At 47.6% G+C, this 25,682-nt stretch carries 26 protein-coding genes; 20 read left to right on the forward strand and 6 right to left on the reverse strand.

The genetic code is table 11. The annotated features are described in order from the left end of the window. The first annotated feature begins 1 nt into the window (after position 1). From ACFSUC_RS16980 to ACFSUC_RS16990, 3 genes are read left to right on the forward strand one after another with little or no spacing between them, the layout of a single operon-like run. Positions 2-688, forward strand: coding sequence for a hypothetical protein (locus ACFSUC_RS16980; protein ID WP_379930831.1), 687 nt, complete (start codon positions 2-4; stop codon positions 686-688). After that, positions 685-1,317 carry a TlpA family protein disulfide reductase gene (locus ACFSUC_RS16985; protein WP_379930832.1) on the forward strand — a complete coding sequence of 211 codons (633 nt, stop codon included), beginning with the start codon at positions 685-687 and terminating at the stop codon, positions 1,315-1,317. The genes ACFSUC_RS16980 and ACFSUC_RS16985 overlap by 4 nt, the downstream gene beginning before the upstream one ends. Beyond that, complete coding sequence (locus ACFSUC_RS16990; RefSeq protein ID WP_379930833.1) at positions 1,314-2,027, forward strand: cytochrome c biogenesis CcdA family protein; 714 nt, start codon at positions 1,314-1,316, stop codon at positions 2,025-2,027. Before ACFSUC_RS16985 ends, ACFSUC_RS16990 begins: the two co-directional genes overlap by 4 nt. Before the next feature lie 6 nt (positions 2,028-2,033). On the opposite strand, the gene shc is transcribed toward ACFSUC_RS16990, so the two are convergent. Next, complete coding sequence (gene shc, locus ACFSUC_RS16995) at positions 2,034-3,911, reverse strand: squalene--hopene cyclase (RefSeq protein WP_379930834.1); 1,878 nt, start codon at positions 3,909-3,911, stop codon at positions 2,034-2,036. Between the two features lie 175 nt (positions 3,912-4,086). Here shc and ACFSUC_RS17000 point away from each other — a divergent pair, with 175 nt between their 5' ends. The 16 genes from ACFSUC_RS17000 to ACFSUC_RS17075 all read left to right on the forward strand — a co-directional run bounded on the left by ACFSUC_RS17000 (position 4,087) and on the right by ACFSUC_RS17075 (position 18,952). After that, positions 4,087-5,343: an ABC transporter substrate-binding protein gene (locus ACFSUC_RS17000; RefSeq protein WP_379930835.1), complete on the forward strand. Its 1,257-nt coding sequence runs from the start codon at positions 4,087-4,089 to the stop codon at positions 5,341-5,343. Then, positions 5,321-6,214, forward strand: a complete 894-nt coding sequence (locus tag ACFSUC_RS17005) for an ABC transporter permease (protein WP_379930836.1) — start codon at positions 5,321-5,323, stop codon at positions 6,212-6,214. Before ACFSUC_RS17000 ends, ACFSUC_RS17005 begins: the two co-directional genes overlap by 23 nt. Next, entirely contained in the window at positions 6,211-7,023 is an 813-nt protein-coding gene (locus ACFSUC_RS17010; protein WP_379930837.1) for an ABC transporter permease, read from the forward strand. Before ACFSUC_RS17005 ends, ACFSUC_RS17010 begins: the two co-directional genes overlap by 4 nt. A 34-nt stretch (positions 7,024-7,057) precedes the next feature. Then, positions 7,058-8,137 carry an ABC transporter ATP-binding protein gene (locus tag ACFSUC_RS17015; protein WP_379930838.1) on the forward strand — a complete coding sequence of 360 codons (1,080 nt, stop codon included), beginning with the start codon at positions 7,058-7,060 and terminating at the stop codon, positions 8,135-8,137. 45 nt (positions 8,138-8,182) lie between these two features. After that, a complete protein-coding gene (locus ACFSUC_RS17020; protein WP_379930840.1) occupies positions 8,183-8,776 on the forward strand; it encodes a CDP-alcohol phosphatidyltransferase family protein in 594 nt (197 codons plus the stop codon). After that, entirely contained in the window at positions 8,776-9,492 is a 717-nt protein-coding gene (locus tag ACFSUC_RS17025; RefSeq protein ID WP_379930841.1) for a TVP38/TMEM64 family protein, read from the forward strand. Before ACFSUC_RS17020 ends, ACFSUC_RS17025 begins: the two co-directional genes overlap by 1 nt. A gap of 147 nt (positions 9,493-9,639) precedes the next feature. Beyond that, complete coding sequence (locus ACFSUC_RS17030) at positions 9,640-10,737, forward strand: F510_1955 family glycosylhydrolase (RefSeq protein ID WP_379930842.1); 1,098 nt, start codon at positions 9,640-9,642, stop codon at positions 10,735-10,737. 90 nt (positions 10,738-10,827) lie between these two features. Further along, positions 10,828-11,442, forward strand: coding sequence for a TVP38/TMEM64 family protein (locus tag ACFSUC_RS17035; RefSeq protein WP_379930843.1), 615 nt, complete (start codon positions 10,828-10,830; stop codon positions 11,440-11,442). Between the two features lie 92 nt (positions 11,443-11,534). Then, entirely contained in the window at positions 11,535-11,888 is a 354-nt protein-coding gene (locus ACFSUC_RS17040) for a metal-sensitive transcriptional regulator (RefSeq protein WP_379930844.1), read from the forward strand. A 14-nt stretch (positions 11,889-11,902) separates the two neighbouring features. Then, positions 11,903-12,103, forward strand: a complete 201-nt coding sequence (locus tag ACFSUC_RS17045) for a copper ion binding protein (RefSeq protein WP_379930845.1) — start codon at positions 11,903-11,905, stop codon at positions 12,101-12,103. A gap of 135 nt (positions 12,104-12,238) precedes the next feature. After that, entirely contained in the window at positions 12,239-14,698 is a 2,460-nt protein-coding gene (locus tag ACFSUC_RS17050; RefSeq protein WP_379930846.1) for a heavy metal translocating P-type ATPase, read from the forward strand. A gap of 285 nt (positions 14,699-14,983) precedes the next feature. Continuing rightward, on the forward strand, positions 14,984-16,213 hold the full coding sequence (locus ACFSUC_RS17055) for a radical SAM protein (protein ID WP_379930847.1): 1,230 nt from the start codon (positions 14,984-14,986) through the stop codon (positions 16,211-16,213). Then, complete coding sequence (gene nirJ2 / locus ACFSUC_RS17060) at positions 16,210-17,217, forward strand: putative heme d1 biosynthesis radical SAM protein NirJ2 (protein WP_379930848.1); 1,008 nt, start codon at positions 16,210-16,212, stop codon at positions 17,215-17,217. Before ACFSUC_RS17055 ends, nirJ2 begins: the two co-directional genes overlap by 4 nt. Further along, entirely contained in the window at positions 17,207-17,665 is a 459-nt protein-coding gene (ahbA, locus tag ACFSUC_RS17065; protein ID WP_379930849.1) for a siroheme decarboxylase subunit alpha, read from the forward strand. Before nirJ2 ends, ahbA begins: the two co-directional genes overlap by 11 nt. A gap of 4 nt (positions 17,666-17,669) precedes the next feature. Beyond that, positions 17,670-18,197 (forward strand): siroheme decarboxylase subunit beta, encoded by a 528-nt coding sequence (gene ahbB / locus ACFSUC_RS17070; protein WP_379930850.1) that lies wholly within the window; start codon positions 17,670-17,672, stop codon positions 18,195-18,197. Between the two features lie 392 nt (positions 18,198-18,589). Further along, positions 18,590-18,952 carry a hypothetical protein gene (locus tag ACFSUC_RS17075; RefSeq protein WP_379930851.1) on the forward strand — a complete coding sequence of 121 codons (363 nt, stop codon included), beginning with the start codon at positions 18,590-18,592 and terminating at the stop codon, positions 18,950-18,952. 1,057 nt (positions 18,953-20,009) lie between these two features. Here the strand turns inward: ACFSUC_RS17075 and ACFSUC_RS17080 are convergent. Together ACFSUC_RS17080 and hcp are read right to left on the reverse strand one after the other, a co-directional pair. Beyond that, entirely contained in the window at positions 20,010-20,942 is a 933-nt protein-coding gene (locus ACFSUC_RS17080) for a hypothetical protein (protein ID WP_379930852.1), read from the reverse strand. A gap of 357 nt (positions 20,943-21,299) precedes the next feature. Further along, on the reverse strand, positions 21,300-22,970 hold the full coding sequence (hcp, locus tag ACFSUC_RS17085) for a hydroxylamine reductase (protein WP_379930854.1): 1,671 nt from the start codon (positions 22,968-22,970) through the stop codon (positions 21,300-21,302). A gap of 148 nt (positions 22,971-23,118) precedes the next feature. Between hcp and ACFSUC_RS17090 the strand changes: the two genes are divergently transcribed. Further along, on the forward strand, positions 23,119-23,799 hold the full coding sequence (locus ACFSUC_RS17090) for a Crp/Fnr family transcriptional regulator (protein ID WP_379930855.1): 681 nt from the start codon (positions 23,119-23,121) through the stop codon (positions 23,797-23,799). A 92-nt stretch (positions 23,800-23,891) separates the two neighbouring features. On the opposite strand, the gene ACFSUC_RS17095 is transcribed toward ACFSUC_RS17090, so the two are convergent. From ACFSUC_RS17095 to ACFSUC_RS17105, 3 genes are all read right to left on the reverse strand, one after another. Beyond that, positions 23,892-24,533, reverse strand: a complete 642-nt coding sequence (locus ACFSUC_RS17095; RefSeq protein WP_379930856.1) for a hypothetical protein — start codon at positions 24,531-24,533, stop codon at positions 23,892-23,894. Between the two features lie 124 nt (positions 24,534-24,657). Continuing rightward, positions 24,658-24,960: an HNH endonuclease gene (locus ACFSUC_RS17100; RefSeq protein WP_379930857.1), complete on the reverse strand. Its 303-nt coding sequence runs from the start codon at positions 24,958-24,960 to the stop codon at positions 24,658-24,660. Positions 24,961-25,074: 114 nt separating this feature from the next. After that, complete coding sequence (locus ACFSUC_RS17105; RefSeq protein ID WP_379930858.1) at positions 25,075-25,533, reverse strand: MEKHLA domain-containing protein; 459 nt, start codon at positions 25,531-25,533, stop codon at positions 25,075-25,077. Positions 25,534-25,682: the final 149 nt, after the last annotated feature.

Genomic DNA, 25,682 nt, shown 5'->3' on the forward strand with positions numbered 1-25,682 from the left:
CTTGGTTCAGATGACGTCTCGTTTCAAATGGTTCAGATGGTGGAGATGGTTGATCCTGCTCGGCGCCCCGGCAGCACTTGGGTTGCTGGAGCTATGGCACCCGTCCCATGTATACTTTGATCATATGCTGGCACATGCCGAAGAGGGAGACTGGTGGCTCACGCTACATATTTACCAATTACCATTGTTTGCACTGGTCGCGACTTCGATATGGCTGCTGTTAAAAGAGGTCGATCACTTCTTCGCGTGTATCAGCCGGATCGCGTTATGGATCTTCGCCATTACGTACACCGCGTTTGACACCCTTGCAGGGATCTCCACGGGTATTCTAATCAAATACATGCGTGATGCCGCTATAACCGTGGATGATCCGGCATATGATCGAATGTACGAGTTGTTTCTTTCCCTGTTCAATCTGGATATGCCAGGGGGAGAGTTGTTGATCACGCTAGCCGTCTGGTCCTGGGTGGCCGCTGTATTATTTGCGGCGATCGCCTTATATCTGAAAGGTGTAAACCGGGCGGGGGTCATCCTGATTGGCGCATCCGCATTTACGTTTCAAACCCATGTCTATCCGAATGGCCCCATTACGATGGCATTACTTTTGGCTGGCATCATTTGCATCGAGTTCTTCCCGCATATCTGGAACGAGGCTTCAATAAAGAAAGAGGAGGTTGTCACGAAATGAAATGTTCGCTTCCTGCAACTGTTTCCTATAAAAAAACAGGAGGTCTGCTTGTCCTGCTCATGACGATGCTGCTGTCTGCATGTGGAGCTAACCATGCGGCTGAATCCCGGCCTTCCAACGGATCACCGGAACAAGCCGCAAACCTGCCCGATTCGATTGTCATCCCCATAGAGAAACGAGCCCATGTTCCGCCTTTTCAACTGGAAGGGTTATCGGATGACGGTATAGACAGCCAGCAGGTCAACAAGCCGATGTTCATCAATTTTTGGGCCACCTGGTGTCACTACTGCCGAGAAGAAATGCCCGGTTTTAATGAAATTGTGAAGGATTATGAGGACAAAATAGCCGTTGCAGCGATTAATCTGACTCATTTGGATAACCGGGATACCGTCCAGTCCTATATAGACGAGAATCAGTATACCTTCCCCGTATATTTGGATGAGGAAGGTGAAGTGACTCAAGATTTTAGAGTTCTCAGTACCCCTACGGTCATCATGCTGGATCATCAGGGAAGGATAGCCTACAAGAAAATAGGAGCTGGAGGAGAAGAGGGGGAGAAGCTCTTGCGTCTCGCATTGGACGAGTTGATCGAAGAACAGTCGCATCATCAAGAGGGCAATCTGGAATGAGTGTGCAGTTAGGTGTTGCATTTGCAGCAGGGCTCGTGTCCTTTCTCTCTCCGTGCACACTGCCCTTGTATCCCGCTTACTTGTCTAGACTGACAGGCCTGTCCTATCAGGATATGACAGACAAACAGAAGTCCGTACGGGTTCGGATGCAAATCATGACACATACGGCTGTATTCGTCGCGGGCATTTCACTCATTTATTTCATGCTCGGTTTCTCTGCTACACTGGTTGGGAGTTGGTTCATCACTTACCGGGAATGGATACGGATTGGAAGCGGCATGCTGTTCATTTTCATGGGACTGATGTTGATTGGCGTGCTGCAATGGAAATGGTTCGTGCAAGATCACAGGTCCATGTCGTCTTCACGACCAGCTGGCAGTTACCTCGGTTCGTTTCTGCTCGGACTTGGATTCGCAGCCGGATGGACGCCCTGTATTGGCCCGATGCTAGGCACGATTATCGGAATGGCTGCGGTCGATCCGGCTAACGGGATGATTTATATGCTCGTTTATGTGCTTGGCTTTTCAGTGCCATTTTTCCTCTTTGCCTATTTCTTCACATCGATGAAACGACTCCATCGCTATACCCGTATCATGATGAAGGCAGGTGGTGCGATTCTGATCGTGATCGGATACTTGTTGATCACAGATCAATTGGCGATCCTGTCGGCCCGTTTGAATGAAATCATGAATTTCACAGGTATCTTGTAATGCGAGTTAGTCTGACCCGTATTTTTGCTTGTAATGACTCAGCGCCTGCAATGTCCATAGAGGTGGATAGGCGTGATATCGAATGTAGAAAGTGCCGGGTAGTCCTGCTCCTGTTGGATATGTCTCTCGATGCAGTTCATCTAGATGACGGACCAGGTAGCGCTTGCCACGCTCAATTTCCTCCGTCGGTTTGTCACAAGCCGCGATTAAGGCATCCATCGCCCAGGCTGTCTGGGTCATGGTCGCCTTCGTCAGAGGTACATACTGCTGTTGCAGATCGCTGCGACAGGATTCACCCCAGCCTCCGTCAGGGAGCTGGATATGCATGAGCCAATCCAGACTGCGCCGGATGGGTTCGTGTGAGGCAGCTTCACCAACTGCTAGCAATCCCCGGACTGCACACCAGGTGCCATAAATATAACTAATACCCCATCGGCCAAACCAGCAACCTTCTTTTTCCTGATCCCGATACAACCAGCGAACCGCTTTCTGTACTTCATGCCGATGCAGTTTGGCCAGCCCTTCATCTCCGAGGAATGCCAACGTTCGTCCCGTTAAGTCGGCCGTGGACGGATCGGTTGCAGCATAGTGGGAACCGGGGATCGGCAGCAGCGGAAGCAGGGGGTGATTCGTATTTCGTTCAAATGCGGGCCAGCCTCCATCGCTGTTCTGCATAGACAACACCCACTGTACACCGCGAGCATAAGCGGTACGGATGGAAGGGTTATCAGGACGCAGACGGGATATGGCTCTCAACGCTGCTGTCGTATCATCTACATCAGGATTCAAGGTGTTGATATCGGAGAACCCCCAACCTCCGGCGACGGGATGTTCCACTTTTGCACTCCAGTCCGCAAGCTTCGTCTGCTGTCTCTGAAGCAGATAATGCCCGGCTTGCCGGATAGCGGGATGGGAAGATGGCACACCGGATTTTTGCATCACATCACTGATCAAGGCGGTATTCCATACGGTAGAGGTAGAATTCTGGACATGGACCGATCCATTTGTCGGATACCGCAGCGAACGAATCCCCTGAATCGCTCGCTGGATGACCGGATGCCGTGATGGATATCCGAGTGACGTCAGCGCAAAGATCATCAAAAAGGTGGCACTGGCATAGCTATACAGCGTGCCATCCGGTTCAATGCGGTCCAGCATATACTGCTCTGCCTTTTGCAAGGCTCGCTGATGCAACGGTTTCGGCCAGTGTCGAAGTGGGGTAGTATAGGAGAGTAGCGCTTGCCAGATGGCACTTGCTGAGCGTTCTCTCTGACTGTCGACAGATGGAGTCCGAGTCCATTCAGTTAGATCGGGTGTATGCGAGTGAACAAGCTTGAATCGCTTGTCAGCAAGAATCATGACAGGAACCAGGTGAACGCGCGCATAACCGGAGAAATCATCGAGATGGGCAGGGGAACCAGGAGGCAGGAGCATGACTTCAACCGGAAGCGGGAAGGAGGTCGGCCAGTGATATGAACCACAGCAAGCGAGCATGACCTTGGTCATCAGGCTGTTGAGTCGTCCAAGTCCGCCCTGTTCGTGGATAAAGGCTCTTGCCTTTTTCAAACCAGAATCGTCGGCACTGACATAGCCAGCATAACGAAGGGCGAAATAAGCTTCTACCGTGGCATCCAAATTGCCCTCCTGCTCGTCCGGGTATACGTTCCAGGTACCGTGTGGTGTCTGCTTGGCTCGAATACGTTGAGCAAGCTCCTGAATCCAGGCTTCATCGCGAATTTGCAGTGAGCGAAGCATCATGATCGTGTAGGCGTCGGCGTGTACACCGATTTCAAACCCGTACCGCCACGATCCATCTGTCTCTTGATCATCCAGAAATGTTTGGATCAGCTGTTGAATGCGTTGCACATCATGATCAGTATTCATCACATTGATTCCCCTTTTTATTGCATTCAGCTCATACATACGTAATAGCCTGCCTGGCTCATGCATGAAATTGGCGATTTTGTAAGCCAGCTTACAGAGAAAATACGTGATTCGCGCTAAAGTGAAAGATATGATATAACATAGAAATTAGATGAAGAGAAGAGGAGAGGGATGGATGAAACGTCAATCTGTTGCAGCGGGACTGATGATGATCCTGCTGGCCGCAATCGTGTTGTCTGCCTGTTCAAGTTCAAATGAGGACAATGGCGAAGCGAATAAGCTGGATGTGCTGAACGCGGAATGGAACCAAATTGCGGAGGAGGCAGAGGGACAAACCGTTCATCTGTATATGTGGGGTGGCAGTGACTCTATCAACACGTATATCGATGAATGGGTCGCTCCGCGTGTGAAGGAACAAGCCAATGTGAAGCTGAAGCGAGTTCCGATGAATGATACGAAAGACATCATTAATCAATTGCTGGCAGAGAAACAGGCCTCCAAAAAGGATGGCTCCATCGACATTATGTGGATCAACGGCGAGAATTTCAAGACAGCCAAGGAGAACGATCTTTTATTTGGCTCTTTTGTATCCAAGCTGCCTAACGCCAATCAATATGTCGACCTGGATGCACCGGATATTGCCAACGATTTTGGCCTGGAGACAGAAGGAATGGAAGCACCTTGGGGAAAAGCACAATTTGTTTTCATTTATGATGAAGCCAAGGTGGCCGATCCACCGACATCCATGGAAGCATTGAAGGAATGGGTGAAGGCGAATCCGGGTGCATTTACGTATCCCGCTCCGCCAGATTTCAACGGCAGTGCATTTGTCCGGCACGTAATGATGGAAACCACAGGCGGTCACGAGCCCTATATGGCTGATTTGACGGAAGCGGAATTGCAAGCGATGTTGGAGCCAACATGGAATTATCTGAATGAGATCGAACCCTATTTATGGCGGGAGGGCAAGACATATCCGGAAAGTCTGGCCAAGCTGGATCAGATGTTTGCCAATGGCGAAGTATGGATGAGCATGGGCTATGATCCTTCCCGGGCATCGAACCTGATTGAAAAGGGAACGTTCCCGGAAACGACACGTACCTTCGTGCTGGACAGCGGCACCCTTTCCAACACGCATTACCTGGGCATTCCGTTCAATGCCTCCGAGCCGGCGGGCGCGATGGTCGTTATCAATGAATTGCTGTCTCCAGCCGCACAAATTGCTAAGTTTGATCCCAAGCACTGGGGAGAGGACATGGCCATTGACCCGGCCAAACTGTCGGAAGAAGATGCAAACAGACTCGCTGAGATTGATCGCGGACCCGCTACGCTGTCTGCTGAAGAACTGGCCTCGCATCGCCTGCCGGAGATTCGATCAGACTATGTGAGTATAATAGAAGAAAGCTGGAATGAGCATGTGGCGAAGCCATAAACCGCTATGGATGACTCTGCCGGCACTCATCGTCATTGTGGTGCTGTTTTTCGGCGGGATTACAGAAGGATTGATTCAGAGCCTGGGATATTTCCCGGTCGCGGGTCAATCCGCTTTTTCCTTTTCCGCCTATTCCCATATTTTGAGTGCAGCCGATTTTTGGCTGTCCTTTTGGCTTAGCTTGCGGGTATCGTTGCTCGCTACCCTGTTTGCGGCTCTCCTCGGGCTGATGATGTCCATTTGCCTGTTTTTGCTGAGTAAATCCAAGCAGATGAAATGGGTGCCGTTTTGGCGAAGATGGTTTCAGCTTCCGTTCGTTGTGCCCCATTTGGCTGGGGCTTATCTCATCGTGCTGCTTTGCAGTCAGAGTGGATGGATCGCACGATTGGCCTATCATTTCGGTTGGATCGATCAAATGACCGAGTTTCCGATTCTGGTCAATGATCCATTCGGCATCGGGGTCGTGCTTACGTATACGTGGAAGGAAGCACCTTTCATCTCGCTGGTGCTGTACCCGGTACTGCTGCGTATTCATGATGCCTGGCATGAAGCGGCTCGGGTATTTGGAGCAAGCAGTTTTCAGTTTGTGAAGGAAATCGTGCTGCCATTGCTTTTGCCGGCCTGGTTTGCGGCATCATTTATCGTGTTTGCCTTTACCTTTTCAGCCTTTGAAGTCCCTTATCTGCTTGGGGTGACTTACCCGAAACAACTGCCTGTGCTCGCCTATGAATGGTATGCAGGGGATTTGTCACAAAGACCTGAAGCGATGGCCGTGGGGATCTTGCTCGTGGTGATCACCGCCATGATGGGCTTGCTCGCTTACCGGTTAGGCAGAAGATGGCTGACCGCAGGCGGGAGGGGATGGTCATGAGCAAATGGATGCATCGCATGCATGTTGGGATCACGATGTTGATCCTGATTCTCGTCACCCTGCCCCTTGTCCCGCTGTTTCTGGGCGCATTCTCTCTGCGCATGCCTTGGCCGCAGCTGATTCCTGATAGCTGGAGCTTGAGAGCGTGGACATATATGTTTTCATCCAGTTCTGGCACGGGCGAAGCCATTATCACCAGTATCGGGATTGCGATGATCGTCACGCTGATTAACCTCATACTGGCCATACCAGCTGCGGACGCCTTGTCGCGCTATCAGTTCAAGGGGAAACGATGGATAGAGGCCGTCCTGTATGCACCCATTATCATTCCAGCGTTTGTTTCGGTGATGGGTATGCATTTGACCTTTATTCGACTCGGTTTGACAGAATCGGTGTTTGGTGTTGTGTTGGCACATTTGTCCCCATCGCTCCCCTATATGATTCGAGCCTTGATGATCAGCTTCGGAACCCTTGGATTTGAATGGGAAGAACAGGGTCGGATGCTGGGCGCGGGCAGATTCCAGCGTTTTCGTTGGATCGTGCTGCCTCATATTTTACCGGGGATCATAGCCGGTTCCGGTCTCAGTATGTTGGTCTCGCTCAGCCAGTACCTGATTACCTTTCTCGTTGGAGGCGGACAAGTGGTCACGATTCCCATTTTGCTGTTCCCGTTCGCCAGTGGCGGAGATCCGACCATTGCAGCAGCGTATACGCTCGTATTCGCAGGACTGGCTGCCGGGGCCTTGTGGGGACTGGATATGATCCTGAATGCATATTACCGCAAACGATCGCGTGCCAAATCCATATGAATCACAGAACGGAAGGGGAAAGGAGGCGTAACCGTTGGCCGATTTGATGCTAGATGGTTTGAAAAAACAATATCAGCAGGGGAAAAGAGAGAGCGGATTCTCGATCGGTCCCGTACATTTTCATATTACGAAGGGAGAAAGTTTTGCCATCCTTGGTCCTTCAGGCTGCGGGAAAACGACCTTGCTGAAATGTATCGCAGGACTATTGCAGACCGACGAGGGTGTCATACGTTTAGGAGATGAAACCATTACGGATCTGCCAGCAGAAAAAAGGGGATTCGGCATGGTATTTCAACAGCCTCTGCTTTTTCCGCACATGCCTGTCATCGACAATATCGCCTTCGGGCTGAAAATGCAGGGCTGGTCGAAGAAAAATCGTAAACAGGCCGCACAGGAAGTGCTGGGCGCGGTTGGACTTGCCGGATTTGATGACCGTTATCCGAATGAGCTGAGCGGCGGGCAGCAACAACGTGTGGCACTCGCCCGAGCAATTGTCACCAAACCGAAGCTGCTGCTGCTGGACGAGCCCTTCAGTGCTCTCGACCCTGGCATCCGTGCTGAAATGAGACAGCTTGTTCGAGATATTCATCAGCAATATCAGATTACGATGCTGCTGGTGACCCATGATCGGGAGGAAGCCTTTGAGCTTGCCGATCGGATCGCTGTTATGCAGGAGGGCAAGGTATTGCAGATCGGTTCTCCCATGGACGTATACATGAAACCTTACAGTCCGGAAGTGGCCCGTTTTATCGGAGCACGCAATGTGTTCAATGGCGAATTGAAGCAAGGCGTGTTTGAATCGGAATCTTTCCGGCTTGATCTGTCATTAATACCGGAACAACCACCGGGCAGCGTCACATTGGTCATTCGGCCGGAGCAGATGCGTATTTCCAGAGATCCCGGTGAAGCGGTCCTGCACGGTGAAGTTCAATCGACCAGGCTTCGGCAAGGATTTTATGAGCTAGCGGTGCATTGCCAGGGCAAGACCTTGCACATCTTGCAGCGAATGGATGCAGACAGCCGATATGAGGCGGGAGATCAGGTCGGCATCTCGCTTGACGTGAGTGAGCTTCACCTGATCGCATCCTCGATTCAGGGCTCGATTCAGGGATAGCACACGTATAACGAATTGAGGGAACGCGGAAGGAAGGGACGTACCATGCTGGATACCCATGCAAGAAAATATGTGCAGCCCGTGATCGGTCATACGGCACGGCTGCTGCTGAAATGGGGACTGACCCCGAATCAGGTCACGTGGATTGCATTTGTCATTGGGGTCTCCGTTGGCTACTGGATTTATGCCGATCTGCCGATTATCGCAGTTGCCGTGCTCTGGTTCTCTGGATTTCTTGATGCCGTGGATGGCTCGATGGCCCGTTTGAAGAAACAGACCAGCCCGTGGGGAACGTTGCTGGACATTACCTTTGACCGGCTGGTGGAGCTGTCCGTCATCATCGGTCTGGCAGTGAAATACCCAGATGCGCAATTGCTGCTGCTCCTACTGACAGCCTCCATTGTATTTTCGATGACCATTTTTTTGACGGTAGGGGCGTTGACGGAGAAGAAGGGCATGAAGTCCTTTTATTATCAGGCGGGGGTCGCGGAACGGACGGAAGGTTTCCTGCTTTTCACACTGATGATTCTGCTGCCTGGCCTGCTGCTCTGGTCCACAGGTCTGTTTCTGGTGGTAGAGACCTTCACCGGATTGCAGCGCATGCTGGAGGCCAGACGGATATTGAGGGAGCCTGACTGATGAAGCATCGACCTATCAACAAGTATTTGCTTTTCCTGATCTTGTTCATATGCCTGTTAATCGGCTTAGGCTATGGGATGTATGCCGAACAGGTCCATCGTCTATTCGCTCTGTTTTCCAGAGACTCCATCTATAAACTGGTGGAACTGCTCCGATCATTTGGCTGGATTGCGCCTGTGATGAGTATCGGATTCATGATCTTACAAGCGGTTGCAGCGCCACTTCCTGGTTTCGTCATCACGGCAGCAAACGGAATGGTTTTTGGCATCTTTTGGGGCTTTGTGATTTCGTGGGTAGGCGGAATGGCAGGTGCACTGCTCAACTTCTGGCTTGCCCGGAAACTTGGCTATGGCTATACCCGGAAACTGATGGACAAATACAGCAGGCTTGGCAGAATTGACGAGATTAGTGGTCGAAACGGGTTTGCCATCATCTTGATCGCAAGGTTGGTGCCGATCGTGTCATTTGATGTGATCAGTCTTCTGGCAGGTATCAGCAACATCCGGTTTCGATCATTTCTGATTGCGACGGGAATTGGTCAAATACCTGGCACCCTGCTGTATGTCATACTCGGACATGACCTCATGAATATAGCGGAATACGAAACCCGCTTATGGTGGCTGGCTGTCAGCATGATTGTCCTCATTATCCTGTCAAAATGGATTTCAAAAAAACGTATAAAAAGTACGAACGAAGGGTCTTGGGAGAGCAGTTGATTCTGCTCTTTTTTCTGTTTTCGGATTCCTCAGTCCCATCTTCAGACCCATATGCGAATGGAATAGGATGAACTTGACACGAGGATGCGTTTCATGGATGATTTGCATACAGAACTTGTCTGCCATTTATGAAGGGAGAGAGTAAAGATGTATAACGTGGGTAAGATCGCAGTTGTTCTAATTTTGTTTATTGCGACTGCGACAAATGTTCATGTTCACAATGGAGAAGAAGAACAAGGCATGGGATTTGCCTGGGATTGGATGCTATTGATATTCTTTATCTGCTTATTGTTGATCGCATGGGTAGTAAAATTGAAACATCGCACGTACATAAAATCGTTGAACGGGTTGATCTACCTGTTGATCTTGATTGTCGTCATCAGTGCGATCCTTACTTTTTATCCTGACAAGAAAGAATCGATGGTTATCCAGCATTATCATGGAATGAGTTATGCACCTGATGGAGACCAGTTGATTGTAGCTACACACGATGGCATTCGGATGTACAGGGATGAAGATTGGTTTGTCGGACAAGGGGATCGCCATGATTACATGGGATTCTCAGGTGTGAATAACGGATTTTACAGCAGTGGACATCCTGCTGTCGATTCTACCTTGGAGGACCCTATAGGGATTGTGAAGGGGTCTTACGACAATGGGGAACTGGAACGGATCACCTTGTATGGGGAAATGGATTTTCATATCATGGATGCCGGATACGAAAGCCATACAATCTATGTGATGAACCCGTTTCCAAATCAACAAATGAATCAGTCCGGACTCATGTATAGCCTGGATCAGGGGCAGACCTGGGTCGCCAGTAACCTGTCAGGTTTGACAAGTGACGTTCAATCCTTAACTGTACATCCTACCGATGAAAGGATCGTCGCGGTTGCTACGCGAGAAGGCCTGTATATATCCAGCAACTACGGAAATGACTTTTCACCTTTACTGAAGGAACAAGTCACGGCAATAGAGTTTGCATCCAATGGTACGTTGCTGGCAGGTATATACACAAGAGAAGGTCCTGAACTGGTTCAGTTCGATGATCAAATGAATGAGGTATTCAGGATGTCACTCCCTCTTCAGAAACAGGATGCGGTTCAGTATCTGGCCCAACATCCCGAGCAAACCGATCATCTGGTAATCGCCACGTATAACATGAATATGTACAAGACAACAGATCGCGGATCCTCCTGGAAACAAATTCTGGATCAAGGAACGGCTGAATATCTTCATGATTGACCAATCTCCTATTTGATAGATGGTCACAGAAAGGAATCGAACGGATTGATACGTAAACCTTCCCTTGGTCTGTTAGCAGGCTATTTGCTAATGGCTGTACTTGTTATAAGCTTCAGAGAGCCATTAATGGACTGGCTGCAAGAAGACCGGCTCACCGATATCCCGATTATTTTGCTCGTGGGCATTTTATTTGGATTGGTTCCCGTCGTGCCTTATGGGGTGTTTGCTGGAGCAGTAGGTGTGAAGTACGGTTTTTGGATTGGCGGCTTATTGAGTGTTGTCTCGTCTACACTGGCGGGCATGATCATGTTTATGGTAGTGCTGATGACCCTATCCAGACCATCGCAACAGAAACCGATCCAATGGAACAGTCGAAAGTGGCAGGCCTTTACCCAACTGGTGGATCAACATGCATTTATGGCCATTCTCGTATTCCGGTTGATTCCGTTTATTCCAGCCCAGCTCATCCATATATTCGCCGCATATCGAAACATATCGTGGGTCGTCTTTTTACTCGCTACCTTTCTCGGGAAGATTCCGGTCATGCTCGTATTTGCGTTTGTTGGCGAGAAGCTGACAAGCTCACTTTCAAGCGCATTGCTGGCCATCGTGATCTACCTGGGATTCCTGATACTGGTCTATGGACTCTATCGAATGTACATCATGTACAAGTTAAAGTCTGCAAGCGATTCTAAACATCCCTGAAAATCTTTGAAAGAAATGGATTCATCACATTTGACATACCCCATTAGGGTATATTATGATAAGTAAGACAGATACCTACAGGAGGTATGAGAATGAATGAAACGACAACAAACAATCCGTCTGTGACGGGAGGGCATGCCTGTCATTCTGATCCGGGAGAAGGCAAGGAAAGAAAGAGTCATCATTCGGAACAGGTAAAAAAGAATATGCAGTCTCGTCTGAATCGGATTGAAGGACAGATTCGCGGTGTAAAAGCCATGATCGAAAAGGATACGTATTGCGATGATGTACTGAATCAGATTGCCGCCGTGCAGTCGGCCCTGAATAGTGTAGGCAAGCTGCTGCTGGAAGCCCATATGAAAAGCTGTGTCATTGAACGGATTGAAGCTGGCGAGCATGAGGTACTGGATGAATTGATCGTCACGGTCAACAAACTAATGAAATAAAAGGAGTGAAGAGAATGAAAGAACTAACTTTGCAGGTGGAAGGCATGTCTTGTAATCACTGTGTAGCAGCTATTGAAAAAGCGTTGATGAAGCTGGATGCAGAAGGAAAAGTCGATCTTGCCTCCAAAAAGGTAGACGTTCGTTATGATGAGGCCAAGACCAGTGTGGAAGAGATTAAGGAAGCGATCGAAGATCAAGGCTATGATGTACAATAAGGTTTGAACCTGATTTGGAGCCTTGATCTTTGCTCCAAAGGTATGGCTTGATTTCGGTTGACGGCGGTTGAGCCATATATTTTTTTGAATTCAACATACCCCCAGTGGGTATAAAATAGATGAGAAGATTCCATTATGAGGATGATGAGAGTCAGAAAGCGGGGTGTCACCGTGAATGAACAACCATTGAAACAGATGCAGATGCAAATCAAGGGAATGACCTGCGCGGCTTGCGCCAATCGGATTGAAAAAGGGTTATCGCGTTTGGAAGGTGTGCAACAGGCCCACGTCAATTTTGCGATGGAGAAGGCGTCCGTCGCCTATGAACCTTCCCGAGTGGACGGGCAGCAAATTGAAGATAAAATTAAACAGTTAGGCTATGATACGGTCAAGGAGCGCGCAGATTTCCGTATTTCCGGCATGACTTGTGCAGCCTGCGCCAACCGGATTGAGAAAGGACTGGGCAAGCTTCCGGGGGTCAGTGAGGCCACTGTGAATTTTGCGATGGAAACGGCGCATGTTACCTATTCGGCGACGCAGGTATCGCAGGAGGAAATGATCGCAAAAATTCAGCAACTCGGTTATGAGGCGGTAACACAGGATGAGGAGAATCCGAGTCAGGATCATCGTCAAGCAGAGATCAAGCGGCAGCAGCAGAAGCTGATTGTGTCTGCCATCCTTTCTTTTCCCTTGCTGTGGGCGATGGTTGGACATTTTAGCTGGACATCCTTTATCTGGGCGCCAGACATTCTCATGAATCCCTGGTTTCAGCTGTTGTTGGCTACGCCTGTACAGTTTTGGGTCGGTGGACCTTTTTATATCGGGGCGTACAAGGCGTTAAAAAACAAAAGCGCCAATATGGACGTACTCGTGGCGCTGGGAACGTCAGCGGCCTACTTTTACAGTGTCTATGTAAGCGTGCGCTGGTTGAATCAAGACCATTCCCACAATCCGGAACTGTATTTTGAGACCAGTGCCATCTTGATCACTCTCATTATTCTGGGGAAGCTATTTGAAGCGCTGGCCAAAGGACGGACATCGAAGGCGATTCAGTCCTTAATGGGCTTACAGGCCAAGACCGCAACCGTGATCCGTGAAGGAACGGAAATTCAAGTAGCCGTGGATCAGGTGGTAGTGGGTGATCAGGTGATGGTCAGACCGGGTGAGAAGATTCCAGTGGATGGCATTGTCAGAGAGGGCCATTCATCCATTGATGAATCCATGCTGACCGGCGAGAGTATCCCTGTAGAGAAACAATCCGGCGACTTCGTCATTGGTGCTACGATTAATCAGCATGGTTCCTTTATGATGGAAGCAACAAAGATAGGCAAAGAGACAGCACTCGCCCACATTATTCGGGTAGTGGAAGAAGCGCAGGGATCGAAAGCGCCGATCCAGCGGATCGCAGACCGAATCTCCGGCATTTTCGTGCCGATCGTCGTAGCGATTTCGTTGATCACCTTTTTCATATGGTTGTTCTTTGTAGATCAAGGTCATCTAGCAGGTGCGCTGGAAAAAGCCATTGCTGTGCTCGTCATTGCCTGTCCTTGTGCGCTCGGTCTGGCTACACCTACCTCCATTATGGCGGGTTCTGGACGCGCAGCCGAGAACGGTATTCTGTTCAAAGGCGGGGAACATCTGGAAACGACCCAGCATATTCAGACGATTGTACTCGATAAAACCGGAACGATTACGAATGGAAAACCATCGCTGACGGACATCGTGGTCGATCAAGAGGACGAGACCGCCTTTTTACAGCTTGTAGGTGCAGCAGAACGTCATTCCGAGCACCCGCTTGCGGAGGCGATAGTCAGCGGTGTGAAAGAGAAAGGTATTGAATTGCCTTCTTCATCCCAATTTGAAGCGATGCCCGGGTTCGGGATTCGTGCAGTCGTGGAGGGCAAAGAAGTATGGATCGGGACACGCAAGCTACTGGCACAGCAAGATATCTCGTTCGAGAAAGCCCTCCCAGACATGGAGAGAATGGAGCAGTCGGGTAAAACCGTGATGCTCGTCGCGGTTGACGGTAGATATGCCGGAATGGTGGCAGTGGCCGATACCGTTAAGGAAACCTCTGCCGGTGCTATTGCCCGTTTGAAGGAGCTGGGCATTCAGGTATATATGATGACCGGAGATAATGAACGAACCGCCCGGGCCATTGCCAGACAAGTCGGGATTGAAAATGTGCTTGCCGAAGTGCTGCCGGAAGGAAAGGCTGAGGAGATCAAGAAATTGCAGGCGCAAGGCAAGAAGGTTGCCATGGTCGGAGATGGTATTAATGATGCACCCGCTCTCGCTACAGCAGATATTGGGATGGCCATTGGAACCGGTACTGACGTTGCGATGGAAGCCGCCGATCTAACGTTGATGCATGGCGATCTGAACCGTATTGCAGATGCCATTTGGCTGAGCCGGAAAACAATGCGCAACATCAAGCAGAATTTATTCTGGGCATTGGCCTACAACTCACTTGGCATTCCTGTGGCGGCTGTCGGACTGCTGGCCCCTTGGCTGGCTGGAGCGGCGATGGCGTTCAGCTCGGTTTCTGTCGTACTTAACGCCCTCAGACTACAACGCATCAAATTTCATGCTTGAGATGTGTGTTCACAGGCAACGAAACAGGCAACGAAACAGACAACGAAACAGGTAGCGCTAACCATGCTCAAGCCGAAAGATCGACATGACACGAAAGAGCGTGACTTACAAATATTCACTATCCGAATTCAGGCGATCCTTGTTAGAGGGATCGCCTTTCTGTATGAAGATAAACGTGTGTAACGTGAAAAGGCGCACATGACCATCCACTGGAACGTCACATAAATGATCCATTCTGATTGTTCATTGCTGGCTATAATAGGGAGCATAGGAAGGTGAATGAAGATGATTAGTATTTCAGGATTGTTATGTGCACACCAAAGCTATGGAGATTCACTGAGATATCAGCACGGAGCCAGCCAGGCTCGTCACGGTACGGGTGGCGACAGGGGACCGGTTGTGGTTTGGAACAGTACGCAGGCATGCAATCTCCATTGTTTGCACTGTTATTCAGAATCCGGTTGTGTGAAGCCCGTGAATGAACTGGATACCTCGGAAGCCAAGGCATTTATTGATGATCTGGCCTCTTTTCGGGTGCCCGTTCTGCTCATCTCTGGCGGTGAACCTTTCATGCGGCCCGATTTGCTGGAGCTGGCGGCCTATGCGATTTCGCGTGGTATTCGAGTCACCATTTCCACCAATGGCACCCTCATTACAGCGAATACGGCGAGACAAATGAAGCAAATCGGAATCAGTTATGTCGGCATCAGCCTGGATGGTCTGCAAGACACGCATGATCGGTTCCGGCGGCAAAAAGGCGCTTTTGATCGTGCGCTTAAGGGGATTCGTCATTGTCTGGATGTCGGGCAGAAAGTAGGACTGAGATTAACTCTTCACCAGGAAAATCTTCATCAGCTTGATGATATGTTCGACTTGCTGAAAGAAGAAAAAATCCCGCGTGCCTGTTTTTATCACCTCGTGTATAGCGGTCGGGGTCAGGCGATTCAATCTCTGGATCTGACAGCCAATGAGACACGGCAAGCATTAGATACGATTATGAAACGGACGATGGAAGCTCACGCTCGCGGCATGCAGCAGGAGATTCTGACAGTGGACAACCATGCCGACAATATTTATTTGTACCTCAAGCTGAGAGAACGAAACCCGGCGATGGCGGAACAAGTTCTGGGTCGCATGCGTTTGAGCGGAGGCAACCGGACTGGTATAGCGATCGGAGAGGTCGATTGGCACGGAAATGTACATCCTGATCAGTTTACGCGCAATCATCGGCTCGGCAACATTCGGAATCAGCCATTCTCTGAGATATGGACACAGACCGATCATCCCATTCTAAATGGACTGCGAGACCGCAAGCCTTTATTGGAGGGCAGATGTGCCAGCTGCAACTGGTTGGATGTTTGCAATGGCAACTTTAGAGCGAGAGCTGAAGCAGTTTCCGGTCGTTTCTGGTCTTCCGATCCGGCTTGTTATTTAACGGAGGAAGAAATCAGCCTGCGTCTGGACGCCCATCCACCTGCGGTCGCCGAGACGTTTAGAAAGGTGGAAGAGGCATGATTGTATCCTGGAATACTACCAATCAGTGCAACATGTTCTGTGATCACTGCTACCGGGAGGCAGGCGTGAGACAAGACGAGGAACTGGATACCCAAGAGGCCAAAAAACTGCTCGATGAAATTGCAAGCGCGGGATTCAAGATCATGATCTTCAGCGGTGGTGAACCATTGATGCGACCGGATATTGTCGAACTGGTTGCTTATGCATCTGAGGCCGGACTTCGCCCGGTATTTGGCACGAACGGTACGCTGCTGACTGAATCATTGGCCAGGGAGTTGAAGGAAGCGGGAGCGATGGCGATGGGCATTAGTCTGGACAGCCTGGACCCGGTGAAGCATAATCGATTTCGCCGTTACCATCATGCATATGAGGAAGCGGTAGCAGGCATGGAGGCTTGTCGTGCTGCAAACCTGCCTTTTCAAATACATACGACCGTTATGGACTGGAATCAACATGAAGTAACCGGACTCTCAGATTTGGCAGTTGAATACGGGGCAAGAGGTCACCATATCTTCTTCCTGGTTCCAACTGGACGAGCCGTTCATCTCGAAGAAGAGTCCCTGAGAGCGCACGCCTATGAACAATTGCTTCACGACATTATGGACAAGCAGCTGGAACTGGATATTGAACTGAAACCGACCTGTGCGCCGCAGTTTATGCGTGTAGCCAGGCAAAAGGGCATTCGTGTTCGCTATACGAAGGGGTGTCTTGCCGGTACCAGTTACTGCATCATCAGTCCAACAGGTAACGTACAGGCCTGCGCTTACTTGAACGTCTCTGCAGGAAATGTACGCCATGAGCCTTTTGATCAGATTTGGAAGGAAAGTGAACTGTTCCACAAGCTCCGTACGATGGAATATGGAGGAGGGTGCGGGCGTTGCGAATATCAGAAGATCTGCGGCGGTTGTCGTGCTCGTGCCCATTATTATCATGACGGAGACTTTATGGCAGAGGAACCCTGGTGTGTCTACCACGGTCGGGATGGAGGATACGATGCTAAGTGAAATGGATCGAGCACTGTTGCAACGCATGCAGGGTGATTTCCCCGTCTGTGACAGACCCTATGCACGTATTGCGGAAGAGGTCGGGATGACGGAACAGGAATGTCTGAGCCGGTTGCAAACCTTGCAGTCGGAAGGATGGATCAGGCGATTCGGCGCGATACTGGATTCTAAAACACTCGGCTATGCAAGCACCTTGTGTGCAATGAAAGTGGCACAGGAAGATGTACCTGCTGTAGGTGAGATCATTAACCACTATGAAGCGGTTACCCATAATTATGTACGCAACCATCCCTACAATATTTGGTTTACCCTAATAGCTGCCGATCAGAAGGAAATCCAGCGATTAAGCCAGGAAATCGAACTCACTACGCAATATGAGGTTCATACACTTCCGGCTAAAAAACGATACAAGATTAACGTCCAGTTTCAAGTTCACAAGGAGCGATAGATCCATGTCCATGACTCCCCACCAATCAACTTCGTCCATGACATCCCGACAATCAGCATCCAGTTTCCCATTGACTGAGTTAGAGCGCTCGATCCTTCGTCTGCTCCAGGATGAATGGCCGCTGGTCCCACAGCCTTATCAATGGATCGCAAACCAGTTAGGGATCGAACAAGAAGAATTATTTCAGCATATCGACCGAATGAAAGCATCCGGATTGATCCGTCGAATCGGGATGGTGATGAGGCATCGGAAAATGGGAATCACTGCCAATCCGATGATCGTTTGGCGCGTACCGGAATCTCGCCTGAATGAACTTGGAGAATGGCTGGCTGAGCAGCCGGAAGTCACTCATGCCTATCACCGACCCATGCTGCCGGATTTTCCGTACAATCTCTACTGCATGATACACATGAAAACAACTACAGAATGTGAAGCGTTTGCTTCCCGTCTGTCCAGAATCTCGGGTATTGCAGACTACCAGCTATTATATAGTACGAAAGAGCTGAAAAAGAGCAGTATGCGATATGTGTAGAATGAAGATGACAATTGGTCAACATAATGTGAAAGTGCAAACATGATCCTTGGAGAAACGGAAACGCGAGATGACTGAGGCAAGATTGAAAGGATTATAAAAGAAGGAAGAGGTCAAAGAACAAGAGGGGACTATATTCCACACATCAAGATTTAAAATGTCTAAGTCCTCAGTTTGAATATTTTTGATTAATAAAGTAATATTTGGAATGAGATAATTGAACCATATTTCGTTGTTTCTGGAGAAGACCTTCAAGTAGATAACCTGTAGATAATGCAGTAACGAACCTCAATCAATCTGGATGGGATGTACCAAAAGTTATTAGATCGATAGCGATTGCATAATAATTTGTTTTTGAGCGGGCCATAAAAAGGAGAGTAAGGGGGAGTATTTTGATATTATTAAGGAAATTTCTAAGGCTTGTTTTAACTAGTTTATTAATTGGAATATTTCTTACTTTTCACTTTGCGATAACAGAAGGCACAAGTTTCTTAGCTATTGGACTTCTTTTTATAGGTTCTTTTCCATTTGTACTTCTTATAGGGGTACCTGTATCTTTTTTATCTGATTATCTAACAATAAATCTAAACGGAAAACAAAGAACTATAGTGGCATTAGTTATTCATAGTATTTTTGGTTTAATAGCTGGATTAGTGATTTCTTACTTGCTTGAGGGTTCCTTACTTGTTGCAGTAACAATAATAGGCGCACTATTATTTTGGTTAATTGACGAAATTTTAAGGAAGAAGTTTTAATGATCTGTTCTTCAACTATAGGGTGATTTAGATCAACAAAACAGGGCCAATCTACTTTGAAGATTTATTATTTGTATACGATAGGGCGGTAAGGGGTTTCATATGAAATGTGATCAAAATGATTCCCTAAGTTTTATCTTCAGTTTAATTGTTTAATTATTGAACGTTCTCAATTACTAAGTGCATGGTGGGGTAGTATACATTCAAGAACTTTTGACGTGACTGATTTGATCATAAGCACATTTGGTGGTACCGATGCATTAGACTACATTCGAAAAAAATTCTGGATTTAAGAGAAAAAAATGACTACATATAAGCTCAGTAAAATAAATGACAACAAGGTAGTACCAGGTACGATTATAATGGCACAAGGCAAAAATGGAGATACATATTCTATACCTCATTTTATATGATGTCCGATAATATATATTATGTAAACTAAAATGTGATTTGCTTTTTAGACCCTTCGCAGGTGAAGTTCAAATTATTCAAACTTCCTTTCTCAGGGTTGTTTACATGCCAAGTCTTTCAAATCATCCGTGTGAGTAAACAAAAAACCTATCTGGTCTCAGACTTATTTGCGTGACTCGTATATTTTGAATGACATGATTTTTATTGTCATGAGATGTTGTCATGTACTAGCTGCTACAGTCTGTGTTTCAGGTTCTTTCAATTATATTGCTTAATGTATGCAGCATAACTCTATTGCTTAATATATAGTGCCTCATGAGGAAACAAAGTGAATTTGGTTTCCTAAGTTTATCTCGATCACGATATTGCACGATATTGAGACTCGGGTTAACACAATTTATATCTACAGCAGAGTTTTATTTACTAGCTGCTACAGCCATTCCGTTACCATTCAGTTATAGTAGGAATCCGTCCAACTGCAACTGCACTACCTATCAATTTATTTCGACTACGATGTGATGTTGTTTATACAGACTTTCACGTCCTGACTGCACGCAATGATAGATTTAGGATAGATCATCTTACGCACAAAATACGTATTTTGTGATAAATAGATATTTTTTCATTATTCGTCCACTCCTCTTCTTTATCCGAGTTCATTGGCAAATTTTCTGAACAAGGCGTTCGGAAATGTGACTGTCAACTTAGGTGCTCTGAGAAGTTGATTCAGATAATCATCCCCCACATCCACTTCCGGTACTTTAGCTTGATCATCCGGTTCTTTCACGACCATGCCCACAGGAGACATCAATTTGATTTGATCGGCATACTCACCTTCTGTTAAGGCGCGCATGTGAAGCATATGCTCCTCTACGAATTGCTCGTCAAATCGATCGAGATCTTGTGATGAACTGCTCTGTCCCTTTTTCTCTTTGGCTTTCCTTGCCTTTCTTAATTTTTCAGCTTCTGCATGGATATCAGGATTTCCAAAGACCTGACTCAGTTTGGAAATCATGAGCTTCACCACGGCTCCGCCTCCCATCGGTAGCATCACGTTTCCTTTACCATTGGCATGATATTTCGCAATTACTTTAATAGCGATTGTGACCAAAACATTGCCACGTCCCCCCTGTTCATCTGAATGGGTAAGCAACACGGTCGGATCGCCGTCCTGAATGTCTACGACTCCAACTTTCTTTTGATTTTCCCATGCTTCCACATGATAGTATTCTTTGCCTCTGGTGTAATAGACAACCATGTCATTTACCTTAGTAATTTTCTTGATAATTTCGGTATTTGCCTCATTCGATCTTTCATCTCCTCCCTTCTGAATGACACGAGACGTTGGTGCTCCGGATTGCTTGCTTCCAATCGTACCAGCGGCAGATACCCGTTGTATCATCTGACTGGAGGCATGAATCATTGCCTGATTGCCCATCCATTTTTGCATTTGCATGATGCCATGAGAGGATATTCCCTCATGAGGTGAACCCGTTATCCCTTTCGCAACCTGATTGGTTTTGTTCGAATTTGAAGGTGTTGAATGGGACCTGGCCGTGTGTTCATACTTTCCACTCATTTTATTTCCTTCCTTTCCCGATTATCTTATCCCTTTACTTGCGCTCCCTATTTCCAGTCTTTCTTCACCAGATGACTGTCTTCTTGTATCTATATTACCATAATTATCTATCCTTCAACATTTTCTGATCATTTTCATCCTCATTCCCTATCAACCAACATCGATATTTGCGTCTGCTGATCAGAATGAGCGCACAAGAAAAATCACAGAACATGTGAACGAACCCTTTGCGGTCAGTTCATGTCCTGTGATGGTGGTGACTCCGATGGTAAACCCATTTAAGTGCGTCATATAAATGGGTTGCAACGTGTGTTAGAGAAATGAGTGAAGCGTGACAGGTGCGACGTATGAAGTCATTTATTGCTCTGCGTGAGACAAAAATGCAGCCATATCTGCTTCTACGGTCGTAATGCCTGCAATGCCAAACTGTTCTACCAGTACTTTAGCTACATTTGGAGACAGGAATGCAGGCAATGTCGGGCCGAGATGAATGTCCTTTACACCCAGGTGCAAAAGGGCCAGCAATACAATAACAGCCTTTTGCTCATACCAGGCGATGTTGTATGAAATCGGGAGCTCGTTGATGTCTTCCAGTCCCAATGCTTCTTTTAATTTAAGCGCAATAACAGCAAGCGAGTAGGAATCATTGCATTGACCGGCATCCAATATGCGAGGGATGCCACCGATATCACCAAGTGGTAGTTTGTTGTATTTATATTTCGCACAACCAGCCGTTAAAATAACGGTATCTTCCGGAAGCTGTTCAGCGAAATCTGAATAATATTCTCTCGACTTCATACGACCATCACAGCCGGCCATGACGAAAAATTTGCGAATCTGTCCAGATTGAACGGCCTCGAGCACTTGATCTGCCAATCCAAGCACCGTATGATGTGCGAAACCACCCACGATTTCGCCTTCTTCTATTTGTACTGGTGGCTCACAGCGTCTGGCATGTTCAATGATCATGGAGAAATCCTTCGGCTCCCCAGCTTTTCTTTCTTCGATGTGAACAGCTCCGGGATAACCGGCCTGCCCAGTCGTATACATGCGATTCACATACGGTTTTTTCGTAGGCACAATGCAATTGGTCGTGAAGAGAATCGGACCATTGAACATTTCTAATTCCGTCTCTTGCTTCCACCAGGCATTGCCGTAATTGCCGACAAAGTGCTCATATTTCTTAAAAGCCGGATAATAGTGTGCTGGCAGCATTTCGGAATGGGTATATACATCGATACCAGTACCCTCCGTTTGCTTCAGTAGTTCCTCCAAATCCTTCAAATCATGACCACTTACGAGAATGGCAGGACGCTGACGCACCCCAATATTAACCTTGGTGATTTCGGGATGTCCGAATGTCGAGGTGTTGGCCTGATCGAGCAGTGACATGACTTGCACCCCATATTTTCCACATGTCATGATGAGAGACAGCCACTCATCTACTGCGATCTGATCTTCTAAAGTAGCCGCTAACGCTCGATCTATAAAGGCGTGAACTTCGGGATCCCGATAGCCGAGCTGAGCGGCATGCTCCGCATAGGCGGCCATTCCTTTCACGCCATATGTGAGCAACTCCTTCAAGGAGCGAATATCTTCCTGTTCTGTTGCCAGTACACTGGCTTTTATCCATTTGGACGCAATATCCTCATCCGTACGAGGATACCAGGTTACAGCATCATGCTGGAGAGATGACAGATTTAGATCGACACCCATTTCCTCCAGTTGTTGACGAATATGTGTTTTCCATGTTAAGCCTTCGCGAATTCGGTTATAGAATACGGTTTTATTAAAATTTGCATTGGTTATGGTCGCAAACAAGCTGTTCATGATGTACATCTCCGCCTCTTCGCAAATCAATCCGTTTTGGCGGGCTGTCAGATGCAGGGTGGCAACGCCTTTTACCATGTACAATAAAATATCCTGCAAAGCAGCAAGCTCACTGTCTTTGCCACATACGCCTTTTATCGTACAACCTGTTCCCTTCGCGGCTTCCTGACATTGAAAACAGAACATCGCATCCGTCATACAGCATCCTCCCTTATTACAAGCGTTTATGGACCCGTTCCATCAGGTCCGCCTGTGATCCTCATGTATATTGTAAGCACTCTGTCAGCCACAAGTCGGTAACCTGTGTTACGATATGGTGGGGAACCTAGATAGGGAGGTCATGAATATGGAACAGAAATGGCATATAATTCGACGTTGCGTCATTTTTCATATGAAGACTGCAAATGAAATTCAACGTATGTTTGATCAGGTGCATACATATGAGCGAACCTATCGTCATGGACAATGGATCATCAGTGAAGGGGATCAGGCAGATGTATTGGGTATTGTCCTGACGGGAAGCGTGGGTATCCATAAAATTTATCCATCCGGTCATTCTGTTTTACTGACTACGCTTCAGCAAGGAGACAGCTTTGGGGAGGCGGTTCTCTTTTCACGACAACGAACGTATCCGGCTACGGTAATCGCCCGTGAGCCCACCACCATTTTGTGGCTACCTCGAGAAGCCCTGGTTCACCTCTTTTCCTTCGATCCGGCTATCATGATTTCCTTTATGGAAGACCTGTCACAGCGGGTCCTGTTGCTAAATCAGAAAATTGAAATACTGTCCCTGGGATCTCTTCGCCAACGGATTGCCTCTGTTCTCATCCAGCTCAGTCGTCGTCAAAATTCAAATGTGATTCAGCTTCCCTATTCGCGAAAAACCTGGGCAGAATATTTGAACGTACAGCGTCCATCTCTTTCCAGAGAACTAAGTCAAATGCGGAATGAACAACTCATCGAGTTTGATCGAAGTACAGTGACGATCTTGCAGATATCCGAACTGGAACGTTTGCTCGAGAGATAATACATGGAACAAAAAAAGATCAGAACCACTACATTGCGGTTCTGATCACCAGGGTGACACAACGGATTCATATCAGATCACATTACAAAGAATTAGGGAAGGTCAGATTCCATTTCAGCAGTAAGAGGAACAGAAGGCGCTTCCTCAGACAGATCTACTTGTGCGGATACCTGAACCTGTTGAAGCGTTGTATCCTCTTCTTCATAAGATGAAATCAGATCTCCTTCTAATTCCTCTCCTTCACTGCCATATCGAAGTTTTACATCATCCGCTTGATCAGCTGGTCGGAATCGAACGTATAAATCGATTTGTCCTTCTTCCAACTCAGGTTTGTCCAGTCGAATCGAAAAGCTTCCATCCGGATTGACCTGTGCCGATCCTTCTTCGCTAACCCAATCCGATCCTTTTAATGTGGCTTCCGCGATTAAAATGGCACCTGGCATTAGATTAGACAGTCCTTCAATCAGGAGACGATCATCGTTCAACGTAACTTGGCCTTCCATCCTTACATCGGTTTCGCTCAGTTCAGCCGTATCGTTCGTCATTTCTTCATCCGATGCCTGATCCATTTCAACCGGAACATTTTTCGGATCTGGAAATTTCTTGGCAGGATCGGCATCTATACTCACTTGATTCAAGTTTTGAGTGTTCAAATTGGAATCGGTACCCCCACAAGCCGTAACTAGTATACTGCCTGCAATTCCCATACTGATTAGCAGGTTTCTTGTTTTCATCTTTCCATAACCCCTCTCTGTCTTTGCAATGGCTCAATTGTGTATGAGAGGTACATACCCGTGTCAAAAAAACCTGAATCAGTCTAGCATGTCCTGGAGAAAGGAATCTGAACGGATTAGATCGTTACCTGGTAGTTTTAAATTTCACTCGGTTGGATTTCCTGATTTGAATCTGGGTGGAAGAAGGTTGCTTGCGAACCCATTTCACGAAAGCAGCCATTCGCGGCTCCGCTCGAAGTCGTGCAGCGGTATTCAGATTGACCGCTAATTCCTGATTGGTAAACAAGGCATGAATCTGCTTGTGACAGGCGATACATAAATCTGCCGTGGGCAAGTGAACGCCACCTTCTTCTTTCGGGACAAGATGATGTACGGTCAGATCAATCTCTGTACGGCCACAGAGCTCACAAGTACCCTTCATCTTCATCGATTAACCCCTTTAATATTTAATGTTATAAATAAATATTGAAAACATACTTTCCATAGATAGTATGAGTTGGGATCGCGCATCTTCATACAAGCGATTCATTTATACACTTACTTAGCAACTCGAATAACTGGAAAACGCTGCTGCCTGTCCGCGATAGACCCCTTTAGGGTCAACCAGATTCCACACTGTTGTTTGACGTATCAAAAAGCGTTTTCCGGTGCGCGAAATACGAATCCCTGAATAGTCCGTGATATAGCCTTGTTCAGTGACGGTTTGCATAAATTCGGATCGATCTGCCTGGCTCATCGGTTCCGCTGTCTGTCTGGAGGGCATTTGGGTAAAGGCTTCCCTGTTCATTTCCCAAAGCTTCAGCGCGGCCGCATTGCCAAAATTCAGAATTGGATCGGCTTCCGTTCCATGTGAAAGCACCACGATTGGCGCATGATACAACGTCAGGAAGGCTTCATTAGGATGCTTGACTTCCATCAACTGCGCCCCAGTCCAATGCTGGTAACTGTCCAGAATCAATTGTGCATGTGCATTTGAATAGCCTGCTCCGCTTGCTCCCACTGAATGACCTTCCTCTCTTCTGTTTCGATCAAGATCGCGATGGCATCTATGTCAACACTTTGGTTTACATAATAAAAATATGGTTTACTGGAAGTCTCGGATCATATCTCTAATCTATTTCTTCTTCAAACAAAATCTTTTGAAAAAGA

The organism is Marinicrinis sediminis, from assembly GCF_042685085.1.
Lineage (GTDB): Bacteria > Bacillota > Bacilli > Paenibacillales > KCTC-33676 > Marinicrinis > Marinicrinis sediminis.

Bases quoted from the DNA above. Each gene is read 5' to 3' on its own strand.
- ACFSUC_RS16985 (WP_379930832.1), top strand. From the start codon at position 685: ATGAAATGTTCGCTTCCTGCAACTGTTTCCTATAAAAAAACAGGAGGT.
- ACFSUC_RS16990 (WP_379930833.1), top strand. From the start codon at position 1,314: ATGAGTGTGCAGTTAGGTGTTGCATTTGCAGCAGGGCTCGTGTCCTTT.
- shc (WP_379930834.1), bottom strand. From the start codon at position 3,911: ATGAATACTGATCATGATGTGCAACGCATTCAACAGCTGATCCAAACA.
- ACFSUC_RS17000 (WP_379930835.1), top strand. From the start codon at position 4,087: ATGAAACGTCAATCTGTTGCAGCGGGACTGATGATGATCCTGCTGGCC.
- ACFSUC_RS17005 (WP_379930836.1), top strand. From the start codon at position 5,321: ATGAGCATGTGGCGAAGCCATAAACCGCTATGGATGACTCTGCCGGCA.
- ACFSUC_RS17010 (WP_379930837.1), top strand. From the start codon at position 6,211: ATGAGCAAATGGATGCATCGCATGCATGTTGGGATCACGATGTTGATC.
- ACFSUC_RS17020 (WP_379930840.1), top strand. From the start codon at position 8,183: ATGCTGGATACCCATGCAAGAAAATATGTGCAGCCCGTGATCGGTCAT.
- ACFSUC_RS17025 (WP_379930841.1), top strand. From the start codon at position 8,776: ATGAAGCATCGACCTATCAACAAGTATTTGCTTTTCCTGATCTTGTTC.
- ACFSUC_RS17030 (WP_379930842.1), top strand. From the start codon at position 9,640: ATGTATAACGTGGGTAAGATCGCAGTTGTTCTAATTTTGTTTATTGCG.
- ACFSUC_RS17035 (WP_379930843.1), top strand. From the start codon at position 10,828: ATGGCTGTACTTGTTATAAGCTTCAGAGAGCCATTAATGGACTGGCTG.
- ACFSUC_RS17040 (WP_379930844.1), top strand. From the start codon at position 11,535: ATGAATGAAACGACAACAAACAATCCGTCTGTGACGGGAGGGCATGCC.
- ACFSUC_RS17045 (WP_379930845.1), top strand. From the start codon at position 11,903: ATGAAAGAACTAACTTTGCAGGTGGAAGGCATGTCTTGTAATCACTGT.
- ACFSUC_RS17050 (WP_379930846.1), top strand. From the start codon at position 12,239: ATGAGGATGATGAGAGTCAGAAAGCGGGGTGTCACCGTGAATGAACAA.
- ACFSUC_RS17055 (WP_379930847.1), top strand. From the start codon at position 14,984: ATGATTAGTATTTCAGGATTGTTATGTGCACACCAAAGCTATGGAGAT.
- nirJ2 (WP_379930848.1), top strand. From the start codon at position 16,210: ATGATTGTATCCTGGAATACTACCAATCAGTGCAACATGTTCTGTGAT.
- ahbA (WP_379930849.1), top strand. From the start codon at position 17,207: ATGCTAAGTGAAATGGATCGAGCACTGTTGCAACGCATGCAGGGTGAT.
- ahbB (WP_379930850.1), top strand. From the start codon at position 17,670: ATGTCCATGACTCCCCACCAATCAACTTCGTCCATGACATCCCGACAA.
- ACFSUC_RS17080 (WP_379930852.1), bottom strand. From the start codon at position 20,942: ATGAGTGGAAAGTATGAACACACGGCCAGGTCCCATTCAACACCTTCA.
- hcp (WP_379930854.1), bottom strand. From the start codon at position 22,970: ATGACGGATGCGATGTTCTGTTTTCAATGTCAGGAAGCCGCGAAGGGA.
- ACFSUC_RS17090 (WP_379930855.1), top strand. From the start codon at position 23,119: ATGGAACAGAAATGGCATATAATTCGACGTTGCGTCATTTTTCATATG.
- ACFSUC_RS17095 (WP_379930856.1), bottom strand. From the start codon at position 24,533: ATGAAAACAAGAAACCTGCTAATCAGTATGGGAATTGCAGGCAGTATA.
- ACFSUC_RS17100 (WP_379930857.1), bottom strand. From the start codon at position 24,960: ATGAAGATGAAGGGTACTTGTGAGCTCTGTGGCCGTACAGAGATTGAT.